At 56.2% G+C, this 19,017-nt stretch carries 14 protein-coding genes; 11 read left to right on the forward strand and 3 right to left on the reverse strand.

Annotated elements, in window-relative coordinates:
- Together ACI9KD_RS10610 and ACI9KD_RS10615 are read left to right on the forward strand one after the other, a co-directional pair.
- Nucleotides 1–384, forward strand: a 384-nt coding sequence (locus ACI9KD_RS10610; protein WP_414981141.1) for a CoA-transferase, incomplete at its 5' end; no start/stop codon positions are given.
- Nucleotides 385–421: 37 nt separating this feature from the next.
- Nucleotides 422–2,089 (forward strand): DUF885 family protein, encoded by a 1,668-nt coding sequence (locus tag ACI9KD_RS10615; protein ID WP_414981142.1) that lies wholly within the window; start codon nt 422–424, stop codon nt 2,087–2,089.
- Between the two features lie 7 nt (nt 2,090–2,096).
- Here the strand turns inward: ACI9KD_RS10615 and pcaF are convergent, their stop codons facing one another.
- Nucleotides 2,097–3,302: a 3-oxoadipyl-CoA thiolase gene (gene pcaF / locus ACI9KD_RS10620; protein ID WP_414981143.1), complete on the reverse strand. Its 1,206-nt coding sequence runs from the start codon at nt 3,300–3,302 to the stop codon at nt 2,097–2,099.
- Between the two features lie 244 nt (nt 3,303–3,546).
- Nucleotides 3,547–5,190, reverse strand: a complete 1,644-nt coding sequence (gene ggt, locus ACI9KD_RS10625) for a gamma-glutamyltransferase (RefSeq protein WP_414981144.1) — start codon at nt 5,188–5,190, stop codon at nt 3,547–3,549.
- A 247-nt stretch (nt 5,191–5,437) separates the two neighbouring features.
- Between ggt and ACI9KD_RS10630 the strand changes: the two genes are divergently transcribed.
- Nucleotides 5,438–6,511 carry an efflux RND transporter periplasmic adaptor subunit gene (locus tag ACI9KD_RS10630; protein WP_414981145.1) on the forward strand — a complete coding sequence of 358 codons (1,074 nt, stop codon included), beginning with the start codon at nt 5,438–5,440 and terminating at the stop codon, nt 6,509–6,511.
- Nucleotides 6,512–6,515: 4 nt separating this feature from the next.
- Complete coding sequence (locus ACI9KD_RS10635; protein ID WP_414981146.1) at nt 6,516–9,632, forward strand: efflux RND transporter permease subunit; 3,117 nt, start codon at nt 6,516–6,518, stop codon at nt 9,630–9,632.
- Here ACI9KD_RS10635 and ACI9KD_RS10640 read toward each other — a convergent pair.
- The gene (locus tag ACI9KD_RS10640; protein WP_414981147.1) at nt 9,629–12,061 is read right to left on the reverse strand and encodes a penicillin-binding protein 1A; all 2,433 of its coding nucleotides are present in this window, start codon (nt 12,059–12,061) and stop codon (nt 9,629–9,631) included. The genes ACI9KD_RS10635 and ACI9KD_RS10640 overlap by 4 nt on opposite strands.
- A 216-nt stretch (nt 12,062–12,277) precedes the next feature.
- Here ACI9KD_RS10640 and ACI9KD_RS10645 point away from each other — a divergent pair, with 216 nt between their 5' ends.
- The 7 genes from ACI9KD_RS10645 to aroB are packed head-to-tail and all read left to right on the forward strand — an operon-like array spanning nt 12,278 to nt 18,957.
- Nucleotides 12,278–13,342: a pilus assembly protein PilM gene (locus ACI9KD_RS10645; protein ID WP_414981148.1), complete on the forward strand. Its 1,065-nt coding sequence runs from the start codon at nt 12,278–12,280 to the stop codon at nt 13,340–13,342.
- Nucleotides 13,342–13,908 (forward strand): PilN domain-containing protein, encoded by a 567-nt coding sequence (locus ACI9KD_RS10650; protein WP_414981149.1) that lies wholly within the window; start codon nt 13,342–13,344, stop codon nt 13,906–13,908. The genes ACI9KD_RS10645 and ACI9KD_RS10650 overlap by 1 nt, the downstream gene beginning before the upstream one ends.
- A gap of 3 nt (nt 13,909–13,911) precedes the next feature.
- A complete protein-coding gene (locus ACI9KD_RS10655) occupies nt 13,912–14,526 on the forward strand; it encodes a type 4a pilus biogenesis protein PilO (RefSeq protein ID WP_414981150.1) in 615 nt (204 codons plus the stop codon).
- Nucleotides 14,526–15,059 carry a pilus assembly protein PilP gene (locus ACI9KD_RS10660; RefSeq protein ID WP_414981151.1) on the forward strand — a complete coding sequence of 178 codons (534 nt, stop codon included), beginning with the start codon at nt 14,526–14,528 and terminating at the stop codon, nt 15,057–15,059. Before ACI9KD_RS10655 ends, ACI9KD_RS10660 begins: the two co-directional genes overlap by 1 nt.
- A gap of 19 nt (nt 15,060–15,078) precedes the next feature.
- Nucleotides 15,079–17,286, forward strand: coding sequence for a type IV pilus secretin PilQ (gene pilQ / locus ACI9KD_RS10665; protein ID WP_414981152.1), 2,208 nt, complete (start codon nt 15,079–15,081; stop codon nt 17,284–17,286).
- 40 nt (nt 17,287–17,326) lie between these two features.
- Nucleotides 17,327–17,839 (forward strand): shikimate kinase AroK, encoded by a 513-nt coding sequence (aroK, locus tag ACI9KD_RS10670; protein WP_414981158.1) that lies wholly within the window; start codon nt 17,327–17,329, stop codon nt 17,837–17,839.
- A 32-nt stretch (nt 17,840–17,871) separates the two neighbouring features.
- Entirely contained in the window at nt 17,872–18,957 is a 1,086-nt protein-coding gene (aroB, locus tag ACI9KD_RS10675) for a 3-dehydroquinate synthase (protein WP_414981153.1), read from the forward strand.
- The last annotated feature ends 60 nt before the right edge of the window (nt 18,958–19,017 follow it).

Below are 19,017 nucleotides of genomic sequence, written 5' to 3' on the forward strand. Positions count from 1 at the left end.
CATATCGATGTGTGTATTCTCGGTGCAATGCAGGTTGCGCAAAACGGTGATCTGGCGAACTGGTCCACCGGTGCCGAAGGTGCGGTGCCCGCCGTGGGCGGGGCGATGGATCTGGTCGCCGGGGCGCGACAGGTACTGGTGATTACCGATCACATTACCTCCAAGGGCGAGCCGAAACTCTTTGAGACCTGTAGTTATCCTCTGACCGGACTTGCTGTGGTCAAGCGCGTGTACACGAATCTTGCGGTCATCGATATCACCGAGCAGGGCTTTGTGCTTCGGGAGTCGGCTCCGGGTGTCGATATCAAAAAAATACAGGAGCTTACCGCCGCTCCCCTGATTGTAGACGAGCACTGCTCGGTCATTGAGGCCCCTGATCTTTAGGGTGCGTCGACGGCTTCGGGCAGCTAAAGGAGACTCTGTGAAAACACTTGTCGGGCTTCGTTCGACCTTTGTGGGCCTTATGTTCTGTTGCCTTGGCTTTTGCCTGAGTATGGGCTCCAGCGCCACGCTGGCCGCAGAGAGTGCGTCTTCCTACCCCGCGCTTCTCGAGCTCTATGACGAGTTTCGCAGTCTTGCAGTTCCCGAATACCGCGACGGTGTGCCGGACTACTCGGCCCCCGCGATGCTTGTGCAAGCTGAGCAACTCCGTGCACTGCGCGCGCGCCTGAATGCCATCGACGAGGCTAGCTGGCCCATTCCCCGGCGAGTGGATTACATGCTGGTGCTTGCAGAGATGCGCGGGTTGGACTTCATGCATCGGCTTATGCGGCCCTGGGAACGCGATCCCGCGTTTTACAGCAGTACCAATCTCGGCTTCGGCCCAAAGATGCACGGCGCCATGGCGGTACCGTCGTTGCCACTGAACTCAGCGGCGCGCAATAAATTGATAGCGAAGCTGGCGGTGGTTCCTGAGCTCTACCAACAGGCACGCGTGAACCTCAGTGATCCGCGCGGTGATCTGGCGCGCCTGGGCATCGTGCAAAAAGGTATCGAGCGCAACGTGTTTTTACGCCTGAGCGCTGAAACTGCCAGCAGCGATCCCGAACTGGCCGGACTGGCGCAGGAGGCCGCCAAGGCCACGGCTGGTTTTATGGCCTGGCTGCAAGAGATTGAGGCGTCGCTCCCTCCCCATGGTGGCGTGGGCAAGGACGAGTACAACTGGTACCTGCGCAAGGTCATGTTGTTTCCCTACGACTGGGACAGCCTGATGACGCTGGCCGAGCGAGAATACCAGCGCTCAATGGTGTTCCTGAAGCTTGAAGAGCATAAGAATCGCGGTATTGAAATGATCGCGCCGGCTGAATCGATGCAGGAGTTTGAGCGTCGTCGTGCCGAGGCTGATGCAGAACTGCTGGCCTTCCTGCGCGATGAAGACGTGATGACAGTCCCCGATTATCTTGTGCCCGTGGTGGGGGAGGGTCCCTACCTGCTACCTGCGGACCGGGATCCGGCAAAGGCGGGCCCTTTTGACGCACCGATACAACGACACTTCTTCCGGCAGACAGAAGATCGAGATCCCCGGCCGCTGCGGGCGCACAATGTGCCAGGCCATCTTTATGACAGTTTACTGCTTGCCCGCGATGAGCGTCCCATACGTGGCGACCGTCGCCTTTACTTTATCGATGGTATTCGCGCGGAAGGCTGGGCCTTTTATCTGGAGGAGATGATTCAGCAGCTGGGTATGCTCGATGCGCGACCCAAGGCCCGCGAGATCAATTACATCCTCCAGGCAAAGCGCGCCGCGCGCGTAAAGCCGGAACTTATGATGCATGCCGGCCAGTGGACCTACCGCGAAGCGCTGCATTCACTGACCAGTCGCACGCCGTACTGGATGGCCCCTGATGACCCTATTGCCCGCTTTGACCTCGAGTTGTATCTGCGCCAGCCCGGTTATGGGATTGGTTACTACATGGGTAAGGTTGAGCTCGAGAAGCTGTTTGCCGAGTTAGCGGTCGAGCGGGGCAGGGACTTTGATCTAAAAATATTCCACGATGAGATGCTGGCGGTCGGTCGCATACCGCTGTCGCTGATCCGCTGGGAACTCACCGGGCGTGAGGACGAAATACGTTTGATGCGCGAGGATTAGCCGCGCGTCACACCCGCTCAAGCAAAACGGCGATTCCCTGTCCGACGCCGATACACATGGCGCACAGTGCATAGCGCCCTTGCCGTCGCTGTAACTCTTCTGTCGCCGTAAGGACGAGTCGCGCCCCGGACATACCCAGAGGATGCCCCAGAGCGATGGCGCCGCCGTTGGGATTGACATGCTCGGCATCATCCGCGAGCCCCAGTGCCCGGGTGACCGCAAGCGCCTGGGCCGCGAAGGCCTCGTTCAATTCAATAACATCCATTGCCTCAATCCCGAGGCCGCTGCGCTGCAGGACCTTGGTGACCGCGTCTACCGGACCGTAGCCCATGATGGAGGGCTGCAACGCACTGACCGCCATTCCGACCACGCGCGCGCGAGGCTCCAGGCCCTGTTCAAGCGCCATCTTCCCGGAGGCGAGCAGCAGTGCGCAGGCGCCATCGTTAATGCCCGAGGCGTTGCCGGCGGTCACCGTACCGCCTTCGCGGAACGGGGTTGGAAGCTTTTGCAGACCCTCCAGCGTGGTGCCGGCGCGCGGGTGTTCGTCGCGCTCAACGATGATCGGATCACCGCGCCGTTGTGCAATCGACACGGGGACAATTTCTGCTGCCAGGCGGCCATTGTCCTGAGCCAGCACCGCGCGTTGCTGACTGCGCAGGGCAAACGCGTCCTGATCCTCTCGGCTGATGGCGAAGCGCTCTGCGACATTCTCTGCAGTCTCGGGCATGGTTTCTGTGCCGTAGGCTTTTTGCAGCGATGGATTGATAAAACGCCAGCCCATGGTGGTGTCCTGCAGTTCGGCGCCGCGGGAGAAGGCCGCGCTTGCCTTGCCCATGACAAAGGGTGCACGGGACATGGATTCCACGCCGCCTGCGATCAGCAGTTCGGCCTCACCCGCCTTGATCGCGCGAGCAGCCGTACCGACCGCATCCATGCCCGAGCCGCATAAGCGGTTGATCGTCGCTCCGGGTATTCCCACAGGCAGTCCGGCCAGTAACAGGCTCATGCGCGCGACATTGCGATTGTCTTCGCCGGCTTGATTGGCACAACCCATAAGCACATCGTCGACTCGCGTCCAATCGACCTTTGTATTGCGTTCGAGTAGCGCTCGCAGGGGGATGGCCCCAAGGTCGTCGGCTCTCACCGCTGACAGCGCCCCGGCGTAGCGACCAATAGGCGTGCGCGCAGCGTCGCAAATGAAGGCTTCAGACATGGAATATCCTTGTGATTGAAGGGAGCCCTAGTTTAGCGCTTAACTATCGAAAGAGCCGCGATCTTAGTGACTAAGAGGCATCACTGGGGTGGGCAAGTGGACCTGTCCCGCATCGTACCTGTAGATGAGGCTGCATCATGTTACCGGTGCTAAATTGGGTTCATCTACTTCGTTGCCATCGCTGACAAGATCGACATTCTCAAGGACGGATCCGTCAGAGAGTCCGACAAAAGCTCCAGAAAGCTTAAAGCTTTGTATCCTCGGCCGGCAGTGTGGCTATCGTTCCCTCACGCCGGGGATCCACGCCGCCCTCCAGCTGTCCATCGTCATGTTTGAGGATAACGCTCAGTCCGGAGTTTTCTCCTGCGGACTCTTTGATCGCAAATCCAAACTCTCGCATAGCGGCAAGCATCTCTGGCGAGGCTCTTTCGCTCTCGACCCGAACGGTGTCACCGCGGGCCACAACATTGGGCAGATTTACCGCCTCCTGGGGAGAGAGGTTCCAGTCAATAACGCCCACGAGCGTTTTTAGCGTGTAGGCGATGATGGAGTTTCCGCCGGGGGAGCCCGTGGCCATGCGAAAGCTGCCATCGCTGTTGAGCACGATAGTCGGTGACATGGAGGAGCGGGGGCGCTTGCCCGGCGCGGGATGGTTGGCCACCAAGACCCCGTCGACATCGCGGGGCTGTTTGGCAAAATCCGTCAGCTCGTTGTTCAGGAACATGCCGCCGGCCATGCGGGTGGAGCCAAAAATACTCTCCACCGTCGCGGTCATCGACACCGCATTGCCCCACTGATCCACGACTACAAAATGCGTGGTTCCGGCGTAGTCGATGGTGGTGTCCTGTCCGTAGAGAGAGGCGGTGCGTTGGGGCTCAAATGCCCAGGGGTCGCCGTGGGAGATTTTTTCTATGGCAGGCCGGCTGATCAGGGCTCCGCGCTGCGCTAAATAGTCACGATTGAGCAGGCCGGTCATGGGGACCTTAACAACCGTATCGTCAGCCACATAAAAGTCACGGTCCGCGTAGGCAAGACGCTGGGCTTCGGTGAACATGGCCCAGTCCGTCATTTCGTCTCCCGTGGGGAAATCCGTGGCCTCGAGCATTCCCAGTGCCATTCCCACCGCCACCCAGGAGGAGGGCGGTGGCGGCCCACAGAGCGTGAGGTTCCGGTAGTCCATGCAGATAGCCTCGTGCTTTCTCGCCGAATACTCCGCGAGGTCTTCCAGACTCAGGCTGCCTGCCCGGGGGGAGTGGCCCGCCGCGGCGACTATGCTCTCTGCCAATGGGCCGCGGTAAAAGTCGTCGGGATCGTTGGCGATCAGATCAAGGGTATCGGCGTACTCGGTGTTGACGATGCGATCCCGGAGCGTGCCGCTGTCGTCAAAAAAGTAGTTGTAAGCATCAAGAGGACCTTGCTCCAAAGTGGTGGAAACCAGTCGCTTACCGTATTTGTCGAAATAGGAACGTAGTCGTTGCGATACCGTGAAGCCCTCGATGGCGAGCTTTTTGGCCGGCTGGAGTAGCTCGCTCCAGGGCAGGCGTCCGCGATCCGCGTGGGCCATGCTCAGCATCGACACCATGCCGGGAACGCCTATGGACAGGCCACTGTTCTTGGCCTCGAGGTAGCCGTACACCGAGCCATCCTCTTGCAAAAACATGTCGCTATGGGCGCCGCGAGGCGCTGTTTCTCGTCCGTCATAAACCTCCAAACTCTGGTCCGCAGCGTGGTAATACACCATAAATCCGCCGCCGCCGAGGCCAGAGCTTTGCGGCTCGACCAAGCTCAGTGCCGCCTCAATAGCGATCGCCGCGTCCACCGCAGTTCCACCGGCGCGGAGTATTTCTTCGCCCACGCTGGTCGCAACAGGGTTTGCCGTGACTACCATGGCGGTGCCCTGGGTCGCTTTTGGGGCCGGCGCCTCTACGTTCGGTCCAGGGGCGCAAGCCGCGGCTAAAGGAGTGAGAAGAAGTAGGAATCGCCAAGACTTGAAGGTAGAGGTCATAATATTTTCGCAGTGAGTTATCGGAAGGCCAGATTTATCTGCCCGAGTGTCTATGATACTGCCTATAATCGCGCTCCGCGCGGTTTGCCAATTTCGGTTTGAATTCGCGTCACCGGTCAAGGAGTACCCCATGTTAGGCAGGCGATGGTTGTTTGGAGTTGTGTGTTGTTTGGCAGTTATTGCCTGCGATGACTCCAACGTCACTGTCGGCGCGCGGCGTTCTGCGACCGCTCCTGTGCTTGTGGAGACGGCAGTTGCCCAGCTCACGTCCATTGCTCGGGATGCCGAGTCGGTGGGGACGCTCATCGGCAACGAGTCGGTGACCCTCACCGCAAAACTGACCGAGCAGGTCAGTGCCGTTTATTTTGAAGGTGGTGAGCTGGTTAAGGCGGGCGACGTACTCGTTGAATTGATCGACGTAGAGCAGCTCGCCCTGCTGCGTGAGGCTGAAGCCAAGCTGCGAGAGACGCAGCTGCAGCTGAACCGGTTGCTTACCCTTGGTAAGGATATCGCCACCGCCGCAGAGATTGATGTTGCCAGAGCCCGGGTTGATGCCAATGAGGCACTTCTTGAGGCGCTGCATTCGCGGATCAATGATCGAACCATCAGAGCGCCTTTCGATGGTGTTCTTGGCTTACGGCGTATTAGTGTGGGGGCTCTCCTCACTCCCGGGACCGTGATTGCGGAGCTGGACGATATTAATCCCATGAAACTGGATTTCACGCTTCCTGAGCATTACCTGTCACAGATTAAGATTGGGGAAGTTGTGAGCGCCGCAAGCACTGCCTGGGACGGTGAGGTTTTTTCTGGCCAGGTCACGCAGATCGGCAGCAGGGTAGACCCGGCTACCCGGGCCTTCTCTGTGCGGGCATTGATCGACAACTCGGATGCCCGCTTGCGGCCTGGCATGCTCATGGCAGTCAAGGTGGCCCTGGGTGAGGCGCCGGGGATCGTTGTTTCTGAGACAGCGCTAATACAAACCGGTGCGCAAAGTGCGGTCTTTGTGGTTGATCAAGATTTGATGGCACGTCGGGTTTCAGTGGAAATTGGTCGGCGAATGCCAGGGCTTATCGAAATTCGTTCCGGGCTTTCGCCGGGGGATCGAGTCGTGATCAACGGACAGCTGACATTGCGCCCGGGCGAAGCGGTGCGCGAAGCAGAGGCGAGTCCGGTACAACAGCCGTTTGGCGGTAGCGGGGAGTAAGCGAATGAGGTTGCCTGAAATTTCCGTGCAGCGGCCCGTGTTTGCCACGGTTATCGCCCTGTTGCTGGTGTCTTTTGGAGTCATGGCCTTTCTCCAGCTGTCGACTCGAGAGTATCCCGATATGTCGCCGGCACAGGTATCCATCGTTACGGATTATGAGGGCGCTGCTTCCGAAGTGGTGGAAACCCGGATCACCCAGCCGATAGAAGATGAGATCGGTGGTATCGAGGGTATTCGAACCATCCGCAGTAGCAGCAGCGACGGACGCTCCACCATCACCGTTGAGTTTGAGCTCGGCCGGGACATCGATGCGGCAGCCAATGATGTGCGGGACCGCGTGTCTCGTGCGAGCCGGCGTCTTCCCGAAGAGGCAGAGCGTCCTCAGGTAAGCAAGGCCGACAGTGAGACTACGCCGCTGGTGTATATGAGTGTCGGTGGTGAGGGCATGTCCCCCATGGATATCACGGATTACGCCGAGCGCTACATCGTAGACCGATTTGCGGTGCTCCCCGGCGTTGCTTCGGTAAGAGTCTTTGGGGGCGCGCCACGCTCCATGCGTATTTGGCTGGACCGCCAAAAGCTCAGCGCGCGTCAGCTTGCGGTGAGCGATGTTCTTGAGGCGCTGCGTCAGGAGAACGTGGAATTACCCGCGGGCCGTCTGGATTCTGAGTATATGGAGCTGCCCGTGCGCGTGGAGCGCAGCTATCGCAGTGCCGAGGATTTTCGTCGCCTCGTTTTGAGTCGGGGAGGAGACGGTCACCTGGTGCGTCTTGCCGAAGTGGCTCGTGTGGAGGAGGGTCCGTCAACAAAGCGCCGTCTGTTTTACTCCAATGGTGAGAACAGTGTTTCTGTGGGCGTGGTGAAGCAGTCTGACGCCAACACCGTAGAAGTGCTCGATGCGGTGCATAAAGAATTACTCGCCGTGGAAGCGGATCTACCCGAGGGAATGGGTGTTGCCTCGTCAGGAGATGCCTCCGCCTTTATTCGTGCAGCGATCAACGGGGTTTACACAACAATCGCTCTGACGATAGCTCTGGTCTCCATCGTTATATTGCTGTTTCTTGGGACAATTAGGGCAACGCTGATACCGGTGGTGTGTATCCCCGTGTCTCTATTGGGTGCTGTGATCGCATTACAGGCGATGGATTACTCTTTGAACCTCATTACCCTCCTTGCGATGGTCCTGGCCGTGGGGCTGGTGGTTGATGATGCCATCGTCGTGCTGGAAAATATTTATCGCCGTGTCGAAGAGGGAGAGCCGCCCTTGCTTGCTGCCGTGGGAGGCGCACAGCAAGTAGGATTCGCTGTGATTGCGACCACCGCGGTTCTTCTCGCGGTATTCAGTCCCGTGGTTTTTCTTCAGGATGCGTCGTCCCGATTGTTCGTGGAACTTGCAGTCACTATCTCGGTGGCCGTGTGTATATCGTCGGTCCTCGCCCTGTCTCTCGTGCCCATGCTCTGTAGTCAAATACTGCGTCGCAAAACCACTAAAAGCATTCTGGACAGAGCTGTAGAGCGCGGTATGCAGGGCCTCCGGTCCGCTTACGAGACAAGTCTGCGCTACCTTCTTGGCCACGCTTGGCTGGCGTTAGTGATGGTGGCACTGGCATTCGTGGCGTTGCCTCTGCTGTTCCAGCAGTTGAAACAGGAATACGTACCTGTGGAAGACCAGGACTCGGTGATGGCGATTATTAATGCTCAGGAAGGGACGAATATTGATGCCATGCGCGAGATAATCGAGCGCCTCCAGCCTCCTTTGTTGGAACTCGAAAAGTCAGGATCCCTGACGCGCGTACTGTTTGTCGCACCGTTTCGTAACTCCACATCAACGGCCACGGCCTTTTCGCGAATCTCCATGGTGCCCTGGAACGAAAGAGACTACAGCGCATTTGAGCTGCGCGATCAAATAGCAGCTACTTGGCGAGATGTCCCCGGCATTCGGGTGATGACTTTTGTCCCCGCCGGTTTGGGACAGCGGGGGCCAAACACGCCGGTGCAGTTCGTGCTGCAGGGCCCGGACTACCAGACGCTCGCAGGATGGCGGGACGTCGTTATGGATGAGGCACGAAAAAGCGGTCTCTTCGGCATGCTGAACTCGGATCTCAAGGAAACGCAACAACAGGTGCATCTGCGTATCGATACGGCCCGGGCGGCATCACTGGGGGTGAGTGCTCGAGATGTTGCTGAGACTCTGCAGGCCCTCATGACCGAGCAGGAGATAACCACGTACTCGGTTGATCAGGAAGAATACCCGGTGATCGTGCAGCTACAGGATGATCAGCGTGCTACGCCGGATGACATTGGCAACGTGCGGGTTCGCAGTGCGAGCGGCGAGCTCATTCCCTTGTCCAACCTCCTGCAGGCAGACAATGTCGCAGGCATAGCAGAGCTTCAGCGGTACAACCGCTTACGGGCGGTCACGATCAACGCGACCTTGGGCCGGGATGTGAGCCTAGGTGACGCGCTTTTGTTTTTGGAGCGAACGGTGGATGACAATCTCCCTACGAATGCCAAGGTCGACTACAAAGGGCAGTCACTGGACTATAAAGACTCTACGGGCGATATCTACTTTGCCTTTGGCCTGGCACTCCTGGTGCTGTTTTTGGTTATGGCCGCGCAGTTCGAAAGCTTTGTTCACCCGGCAGTGATTATGGTGACCGTACCCCTGGCTTTGGGTGGCGGTCTGTTGGGTCTGTATTTGACGGGTCAGAGCTTTAATTTGTTCAGCCAAATCGGCTTGCTCATGCTCATTGGTATTGCCACCAAAAATGGCATCTTATTGGTGGAGTTCATTAATCAGGTCCGCGATGAGGGCCTGGAGTTTGTCGAGGCGATTGTAAGAGCATCAGTGTTGCGATTGCGTCCGGTCCTCATGACTGCTGTATCCACAATAGTCGGCACCCTGCCTTTGGTGCTGATGGTGGGTCCTGGATCTACCAGCCGTAATGTCTTGGGTATCGTCGTATTGTTTGGCGTGAGCGTAGCAACACTCTTCACCTTGTATCTGGTGCCGGCTATCTACAGCATCGTTGCCAGGCACACAGGTTCACCCGAGGCCATCGCAAGAGAAATGCGCACACTGGCCGCCAAGCAAGCTGCCAAGCCGCCGACAGAGGCTTAGAAGATTTCCTGAATAAGCTCGTCGGTGCCCGTAGGCCCGGCATTCACGCCTTCTCCGGCGTCGGGAAGATGTTCATTGCGGAAGTACTCAAAAATAGCGTTGCGCTGATCTGCCGGAGCAAGGAGCCCGGTTTCCGGATCTATACGTACGTAGCTGATTCCCGGAGGCAGACGGCGAGTACGCTCAGGAACACCCTTGAGAGCCTCGCGCATGTAATTGATCCAGATAGGCAGGGCGGCGGTGCCACCGAATTCTCGTCGGCCCAGCGGTGTGTAGTTGTCAAAGCCGACCCAGGTCGTTGTTACTACATCCGGGTTGTAGCCTGAGAACCACGCGTCCATAGGTCCGTTAGTGGTTCCTGTTTTGCCCGCAAGGTCGTCTCGTTTGAGAACCAGCGCACGTCGTCCGGTCCCATCCTTAATAACGTCCTGCAGGATGCTGTCGATAATGAAGTTCACCCGCTCATCCATGGTGCGCTCCGCGCTCGGCAACGGGTCCTGCTCTGTCGCAGAGAGGATCTCCTCCATAGACAGCTCTTCAGGCTTAAGTGGCTGGCCGGCGCTGTGCTCGCAATCACGACAGACGGTGGGGGGGCGTGCTTCGAAGACCGTATCTCCAGAAATAGTTTCAATACGCTGAATCAGAAAGGGCTCTACTCGGTAGCCGCCGTTGGCAAGAATGGCATAGGCAGCAGCGATCTCCAGAGGGTTCATGGCGTGCGTGCCCAGCGCGAGAGATAGATCCGGAGCGAAGTCCTCAGTATCAAATCCCAGCTCTTTCGCATAATTGATGAAGCGGCGGACACCCAACTGCTGAAGCAAGCGAATGGATACCAGGTTGCGGGATTTGGTGAGTGCCCAGCGGAGTCGGGTAGGACCGAAGAATTGGCCACTATCGTTCTCTGGCCGCCATACACCCTCCAGTGAGCGATCCTGCATAACGATCGGAGCGTCATTAATGATGCTCGCAGCTGTGAAGCCGGAATTGAGCGCGGCGCTATACAAAAATGGTTTCAGGTTGGAGCCAGGCTGACGCTGGGCCTGGGTGGCGCGATTGAATTTACTCTTCTCAAAGCCAATGCCCCCTACCAGGCTGACGATGGCTCCGTTGTTGGGATTGAGTGATACCAGTGCGGCTTGTGCGTCCGGCACCTGAGCAAAGCGCCAGTCATCACTATCACCGGGCTTTAACCGAATGAGATTGCCCAGAGCAACAACATCTGCCGGTGCTGTGGGTGCTGAACCCATACGGTCTTCACTGATGTAGGGCCTTGCCTGGCGGAGCCCGTTTTCCCATTCGATTCGCACTTGCTGGCCATTGGCGAGCAAAACCTGAACCCCGGTGTCATCGATAGCGGTAACTACCCCGGGCTCGAGGCCCGCAATCACCGGGGTGCTATTGAGCACTGCGAGCCATTCCTGGAGTGGTAGAGCGGCGTCTGGTGGCAGATCGGTTTCCAGAAGTTGTTGTTCCGGCCCACGGTAGCCATGACGGCTGTCGTAGGTAAAGAGCCCGTCGATTACCGCCGCGCTGGCGACCTCCTGCAGTTCGCTGTCCAGCGTTGTGTAAACGCTATAGCCCTCGTTATAGGCGGCGATGCCGTAGCGCTGGACCATCTGGCGGCGGGCCATCTCGGCGGCGTACTGGGCCTCCAGCGTAATCCGCGCGCCATGCTGTGTTGCAAGTACCGGTGCGACCGCTGCCTTCTCGTAAGTGTCCTGGTCGATGTAGCCCAGCGTGACCATTCTGCGCAAAATCCAGTTGCGTCGGTCCTTGCCGGCCTCCGGTCCGCTGATGGGATTGTTTCGGGAAGGTGATTTTGGGATTCCTGCGAGCATCGCATGTTGCGCAAGACTCAATTCGGCGATGCCTTTTCCGTAATACACCTGAGAGGCTGCTTCAAAGCCATAGGAGCGATGCCCCAGAAACACCCGATTGACATACAGCTCAAAGATTTCTTCTTTTGATAGTCGGCGTTCAATCTCAATAGCCAGGAGCATTTCGTTGAACTTGCGCATGAAAGTGCGCTCGAGCGTCAGGAAGTAGTTCCGTGCGACCTGCATGGTCAGCGTGCTGCCCCCGGATCCTTTTTCACCCGTGAGTACCAGTTCAGACACGGCCCTCAGCAGGCCCCCAAAATCGATGCCTCCGTGACGAAAAAAGCCATCGTCCTCTGCTGCGAGGAGGGCCTGAATAAATTGTTGGGGGATTTGCTCGTAGCTCAGCGGGTTACGTTTTTGCTCTCCAAACTGGCCGATGAGATCGCCGTCTTTGGTATACACGCGCATAGGCGTTTGCAGTCGAACGTCGCGTAGCGTCTCTACATCCGGAAGATTGGGACTGAGATAGAGGTAGATGCCGGCGAATAGCCAGCAGCCACCAAGAAAACCCAGAACCGCAAGGCGCAAGGGCCAGCGCAGCAATTTCACAGTTTCTCCGGAGTTGCATTGCTTGCTCGAGATCGCGAGTTGGCGCCGGTTGCGGCGGTGCTTTCAGCGGATTTCGCACAAGACAGTGGATGTTTGTTGATGGTAATTATAAGCTTTTTTTGTGTTTTGATTGCAATGTAGGCTGTCTTAGCGCTTAATATTGAAGTATAAGAACATAAAGTAAAGCTAAGTCCGTGAAACTTATAGGAAAACGACTTGCTTGAGTTGCTAGGAAAACGCAAACAGACGCCGCTGCTGGGGATCGATATTAGCTCCACAACGGTCAAGCTGCTGGAGCTCAGTCGCACTGGGGATAAGTATCGCGTAGAGAGTTACGCGGTGTGTTCGCTTCCCCAGGACGCGGTAGTTGAGAAAGCCATAAACGATGTCGATGGTGTGGCTAACGCTGTGCGCAGCGTAGTGGCTCAATCTCGCTCCAAACTTAAGCTGGCATCCACCGCGGTGGCCGGCTCTTCAGTCATTACTAAACTGATTGATATGCCTTTGGGCCTCTCCGATGACGAGATGGAGACGCAGCTCACTCTTGAGGCAGATCAATACATTCCCTATCCGTTGGAAGAGGTCGCGCTTGATTTTGAAGTGCAGGGCCCGTCGGCGGAGAGAGAAAATATGGTCGAGGTTCTTTTGGCAGCCTGTCGCCGAGAGACTATTGATCTTCGCGTTGAGGCCATCGACGGAGCAGATCTCGAGGCCAAAGTTGTCGACGTCGAAGCTTACGCCATGGAGCGTTCCTACGCGCTTATTCGCGAGCACCTCGAGATTAAGGAAGACAGCGTTGTCGCCATCGTAGATATCGGCGCGACTATGACGACGCTCAGTGTTCTGAAAAAGGGCAATACTATCTATACTCGGGAGCAATTGTTCGGTGGCAAACAGCTCACCGACGAAATCATGCGTCGCTATGGTTTGCCCCTCGAAGAAGCGGGTCTGGCTAAGAAGCAGGGTGGACTTCCCGATGATTATGAGCCTGAACTGCTAAATCCATTCCGGGAGGCGGTAGTGCAGCAGGTCACGCGGTCTTTGCAGCTATTCTTCTCTTCCAGTCAGTACAATGATGTGGATTACATCATTATGGCGGGTGGTGTTTCCTTTATGGACGGTCTTGCAGATCTGGTTCAAGAGCAGTTGGGAACGCCTACAGTGGTCGCCAATCCGTTTGCTGAGATGACGATTTCTCCCCGTGTGAACGCGGTCGCTTTGGGTAGTGACGCTCCTGCGATGATGATTGCCTGCGGTTTGGCGCTGCGGAGCTTCGACTAATGGCGCGCATTAATTTACTCCCCTGGAGAGAGGCACGACGCGAAGAACGCAAGCGCGCTTTCCTCAGTATTCTTGGCTTGGTAGCGGCGGTCGCGGTCGTTATTGTGATGCTTGGTGATCGGGTCGTTAACTCGCAAATTGACAGCCAGAAAGCTCGCAACGATTACGTCACCACAAATATCCGCGAGCTCGACAAGCAAGTAGAAGAAATTAAAGACCTGCAGCGAAAGCGTAATCAGCTGATTGAGCGCATGCGGGTTATTCAGGAGTTGCAGGGCAATAGACCTATTATTGTTCGAGTTCTTGATCAATTGGTTCGAACCGTGCCCGACGGCGTTTTTTATACCAATGTCAGTGCCCGGGGTATTGATCTGAATGTTAAGGGCGTTGCGGAGTCAAATAACCGCGTATCCAGCCTAATGCGTCGTTTGGATGCGTCGGACTGGTTGAAAGAGCCCAATTTGGATGCAGTGCGTGCTGCACCAACCTACGGCGATCAGGCCAACACCTTTGATTTGAGTGTAAAGGTGGACTTGCCCTCTAACGATAACGAGTCGGGGGATTGATCGATGGCGCTAGATGACACGCTGCGTTCGCTCCGAGAGTTTGATATCAACGATATTCACCTCGACAACATTGGCAGCCTGCCGGTGGTGGTCAAAGTTATTCTCTGTGTTTTGCTGTTTGCGATGGTTCTGGTGGGCGGCTACTACTATCACGTTAAAGATTTGCAGGTGCAGCTTGCCGGCGTTCAGGTCCGAGAAGCGACCTTAAAGCAGGATTATGAGAAGAAGGCATTCCAGGTTGCGAACTTGGACGCTTACCGTCGGCAAATGGCAGATATGGAAGAGTCCTTCGGCGCTTTGATCAGCCAGCTTCCTTCGGATACCGAGGTACCGGGTCTTCTGGAGGACATTACTAATAAGGGCTTACTTAACGGCCTGGAAATTAGCACCATTGATTTACAACCCGAAGTTAGTCGGGAGTTCTATGTTGAGCTGCCCATTGCCATCGTTGCCAGTGGGTCATATCACGACCTCGGTGCCTTCGTGAGCGGCATGGCGGGTTTGCCGCGGATTGTTACGCTGCATGACTTCAGCATCACCGCAAGCAGTAATAGTCCTGCGGCGCTGAGCATGAGTATCACCGCCAAGACTTATCGCTACAAGGATGGGGAGAGCTGATGGTGGCAGTATTTGCACGCTTGGCGTTCCTCTTACCTCTGCTTGTGCTGGTGGTGGGTTGTTCTTCTCGAGATTTTTCTGACCTAGATACCTTTATGTCAGAAAAACGTGCTCGCCCGGGTGGCATTATCGCGCCGATTCCTGCGTTTAAGGCCTACGAAGCATTCGCCTACAGTGCGACACGCTTACGAAGCCCTTTTGACCGTCCCATTGAGGTTCGAGAAATCACTCAGCTGCAGTCGATCAGCGCCATCAAGCCTGATGACAATCGCGCCAAAGAGTTTCTAGAGCAATACACCTTCGATTCTATTGCGATGGTGGGCAGTCTGGAGCGCGGTGCCAATAACTGGTCCCTCGTGAAGGATCCGGAAGGGGGCATTCATCGAGTACAAGTCGGCAACTTTCTTGGCCGCAGTCACGGCAAGATTGTCGAAATGACGGATACGTATTTGGCCGTGGTGGAAATTGTAACGGACGGCACAAGCGACGGTTGGGTAGAGCGACCGCGCACCATAGAATTGAGCGGCTTGTAGGTCGCCCTGGGTGAAGACCATGAATGGAAAGCAAACCGCGAGGGCCCTGACGCCTGAGAGCGCCGCGGAGCCTGTGAGCGCCGCGAAGCGTATGAGCTCCAGCCCCCTGGCTTGGGGTAATGGGCTGCGCCGTCCTGTACTGCGCATCGCCGCTGCGATGTTTGCCTTGTGGGGCAGTACTTCTGCGTTCGCTACAGCGGTGACAGATATTGAGTTCAGCTCACGTCCCGGCAGCAAGTTTGAAGTGCGTCTGGACTTTGACGAAGCCCCTCCGGCCGAGTTGCAGTCCTACACCATCGAAAAGCCCGCACGTATCTCCATTGATTTCCCTAACACTACCTCTCAGCTTGAGCGTCGACGTTATAGCCTGCCCTACGGCAATGCTACGGGCGTGTTGGTACTGGAATCTGGTGACCGCACACGTCTGGTGCTGAATCTCGTAAAGCTTGTCCCCTATGAAACCCGTGTTGAAGGGAACAGTCTGTTCCTCACCGTTGGGCAGGATACAGACGCGGAGTACTTCAAGCAGGGCGGTGATGCTAACGCGGTAAAAACCAAGATCGAAGCTGTCGCCGACGCGCGCTCCAGTATTTCGGATCTGCAGTTCCAGCGCTCTCCTGCGGGTGAGGGTCGTTTGATTCTGCAGCTCACAAATCCTTCTGTTGATGTAAATGTGTTCAGTGAGAGCGGTGACATCAAAGTTGAGTTTCTGGATACCGATATCCCTGAGCGGCTACTGCGTCGTTACGACGTGACTGACTTTGCGACACCGGTAAACAGTGTCGACGTGAATACCTCAGAGCGCGGCACATCCATGACATTGAAGACAACAGGTGAGTTTGATTACCTCGCCTACCAGACAGATAACGAGTATGTCGTCAGCATCAAGCCTCTGAGTAAGCAAGAGGCCGAAGAGCGACGCAATGAGTTCACCTACGTAGGAGAGCGCATCTCGTTGAACTTCCAGGACATTGAGGTTCGTGCTGTTTTGCAGTTGATAGCCGACTTTACTGAACTGAACTTGGTGGCGAGTGACACCGTAGCCGGTCGTATTACCTTGCGATTGAAGAACGTCCCCTGGGATCAGGCATTGGAGTTGGTGCTCAAGACCAAAGGTCTGGATAAGCGTCAGATCGGTAACGTGCTGATGGTTGCTCCGGCAGCCGAGATCGCCGAGCGGGAGCGTCAGGAGATTGAGGCTAACAAACAGATTGCTGAGCTCGCACCGCTAAGCAGTGAGTTCATTCGTATTCGTTACGCCAACGCCGGAGACATTGTAAGCCTGTTCCAAGCCGGGTCCGAAGATGGCGGAAGCCTGATATCAACGCGCGGCTCGGTAATTGTGGAGGCTCGTACTAACTCCTTGATCGTGACTGAAACATCGTCAAAGCTGGCGGAGATTCGCGAGCTTATTGATCTGGTGGATATACCTATTCGTCAGGTAATGATCGAGTCTCGTATTGTGATCGCACAGTCAGATCTTGAGAAAGAGTTAGGTATCCAATGGGGTGGTGGATATCTCGACCCCAATGCGAACGGTAATATTTTGTCCGTTTCTGGCGATGCCGCTAACGCCTCAAATCTCAACAACTCTGTCATTAATGGCACGACGCCGGATCTTTCCTATCCCGGCGCACTTCTGGTGGACTTGGGTTCGGGTAGTGCTACCAGCGGGTTTGCTGTGGGCTTCACCTCTAACAGTCTTTATCTGACGGCTGAACTGTCAGCTCTGGAAGCGGCTGGTAAGAGTGAAGTGGTTTCTCAGCCAAAAGTGATTACCGGTGACAAGCAGCCAGCGACCATCAAGTCGGGTACAGAGATCCCGTTCCAGCAGGCTGCGGCGAGTGGCGCGACTGCGGTACAGTTTAAGGAAGCGGTATTGAAGTTGGACGTGACGCCAAACATCACGCCTGATGATCGTATTTTGCTCGATCTGGTTATCAACCAGGACTCGGTTGGTGATCTGGTTCCCTCGGGTCAGGGTGGTTTGATTCCAGCAATCGATACCACCCAGCTGACCACACAGGTACTTGTGGGTAACGGCGAGACCGTGGTTCTTGGCGGCGTGTTCCGCACAGAGAATCTTGAGACGACCAGTAAGGTGCCGTTCTTCGGTGACCTCCCTTATGTGGGCGCCCTGTTTCGCAACGACTCTAGCCAGCGAACCAAGACCGAAACACTGATCTTTATCACGCCACGGATCCTCGCCGACACATTACTCGATTAATGCGATCTCAGTGTTGGACACGGGCGACGGCACAGGGCTTGTGACTAACTACAGCCGTGTTTTTCTCGTAGGGCCCATGGGCGCGGGGAAAACGACAATTGGCAAGTTGTTAGCACGCGGCCTCAAGCTGGGTTTTGCCGACAGCGACTCTGAAATCGAGAGTCGCACGGGAGCCGACATAGCCTGGATCTTTGATGTCGAAGGCGAGGAAGGTTTTCGCGATCGCGAGGAATCAGTCATCGATGAGATGACGCTCCTTGATCACACGGTCCTTGCTACCGGAGGCGGTGTAGTGATGCGCGAAGCTAACCGCCGAGTGCTCTCTTCTCGGGGCTTTGTCATTTACCTGCATGCCACGCTCGATGAGCAGATACGCCGGACTCGCGGAGACCGCAGCCGTCCTTTGCTTAATGGTGATGACCCGGAGGCCATTCTTCGCGACCTGTTCGCCGTTCGCGATCCCTATTATCGTGCGATTGCAGATCATGTGATTGATACCGATAGTAGTAGTCCAAAGGTGATTGCGCAGAGACTACTCACGCAGTTATCTTAGCGCGCCACCCTCAAAGCGCGGTTCATAGGTACATGAATACACTCAAGGTCCAACTTGGTGAGCGTAGTTATCCCATCTACATTGATAGCGGGGTACTGAGTGATAGTGCGCGATTGAATCGCCACATCAAGGGCAGGCAAGTGCTTGTTATCAGCAATACCACAGTGGCGCCGCTTTTAATGGACCGTGTCTGTGCCAGCTTGGATCCGTCTCTTAAGGTGTCACAGGTTCTGTTGCCCGATGGAGAGGAGCACAAGACCCTGGGGGTGCTTGAGCAAATCTTCGATAAGGCACTGGAAGACAATCACAATCGCAGTACAACCTTCTTAGCGCTAGGTGGCGGGGTAGTGGGTGATATGGCTGGCTTCGCTGCGGCAAGCTATCAGCGGGGCGTGAATTTTCTGCAGATACCTACAACGCTGCTTGCACAGGTTGACTCCAGCGTGGGAGGAAAAACCGGTGTGAATCATCCCTTGGGCAAGAATATGATTGGCGCGTTCTACCAGCCCCAAGCGGTTTTTATCGATCCGGATGTACTCGATTCCTTGCCAGATCGTGAGTACGCGGCGGGACTTGCCGAAGTTATCAAGTACGGCTTGATTTGTGATCCTGCCTTTTACGAGTGGCTTCAGCATCATCGTGATGACTTTGTTGCTCGCGATAAAGCCGTACTTAGCGAGGCGATCAAACGCAGCTGTGCCGCTAAAGCGCGGGTTGTTGCAGAGGACGAGCGTGAGGGTGGTGTTCGTGCCATCTTGAATCTGGGGCATACCTTTGGGCATGCTATCGAAGCGGCGCAAGGTTATGGCAGCTGGCTCCATGGAGAAGCGGTTTCGGCGGGTATGGTTCTCGCCGCCCGGCTTTCGGTGAATCAGGGCTGGATTACAGATGCTGAAGTCGCGCGTCTCGTACAGTGGCTTGAGGCGATGTCGCTTCCGACGTCCCCTCCAAAGGATATGTCAGCTGCCACCTGGACCGAACATATGCTGCGGGATAAAAAGGTTGTGGATGGTCGCCTAAGGCTTGTCCTCTTGGCGCAGATTGGTGAGGCCCGCATTGTTGATGATCTACCCCGGTCTGAACTAGAGGCATTTATGGCCACTTTCTCGTCTGCCTAAACAGGTTTGTTCCGCTTTTCGCATCTGTGTAAACTTGCTCCCCCCCCGCCTGCAATAAAA

This window comes from Congregibacter sp. (genome assembly GCF_047617445.1).
GTDB lineage: Bacteria > Pseudomonadota > Gammaproteobacteria > Pseudomonadales > Halieaceae > Congregibacter.

Coding starts and splice junctions, on each gene's coding strand:
- ACI9KD_RS10650 (WP_414981149.1), top strand. CDS start 13,342: ATGGCGCGCATTAATTTACTCCCCTGGAGAGAGGCACGACGCGAAGAA.
- ACI9KD_RS10660 (WP_414981151.1), top strand. CDS start 14,526: ATGGTGGCAGTATTTGCACGCTTGGCGTTCCTCTTACCTCTGCTTGTG.
- pcaF (WP_414981143.1), bottom strand. CDS start 3,302: ATGTCTGAAGCCTTCATTTGCGACGCTGCGCGCACGCCTATTGGTCGC.
- ggt (WP_414981144.1), bottom strand. CDS start 5,190: ATGGTAGTCACGGCAAACCCTGTTGCGACCAGCGTGGGCGAAGAAATA.
- ACI9KD_RS10630 (WP_414981145.1), top strand. CDS start 5,438: ATGTTAGGCAGGCGATGGTTGTTTGGAGTTGTGTGTTGTTTGGCAGTT.
- pilQ (WP_414981152.1), top strand. CDS start 15,079: ATGAATGGAAAGCAAACCGCGAGGGCCCTGACGCCTGAGAGCGCCGCG.
- ACI9KD_RS10655 (WP_414981150.1), top strand. CDS start 13,912: ATGGCGCTAGATGACACGCTGCGTTCGCTCCGAGAGTTTGATATCAAC.
- ACI9KD_RS10635 (WP_414981146.1), top strand. CDS start 6,516: ATGAGGTTGCCTGAAATTTCCGTGCAGCGGCCCGTGTTTGCCACGGTT.
- aroB (WP_414981153.1), top strand. CDS start 17,872: ATGAATACACTCAAGGTCCAACTTGGTGAGCGTAGTTATCCCATCTAC.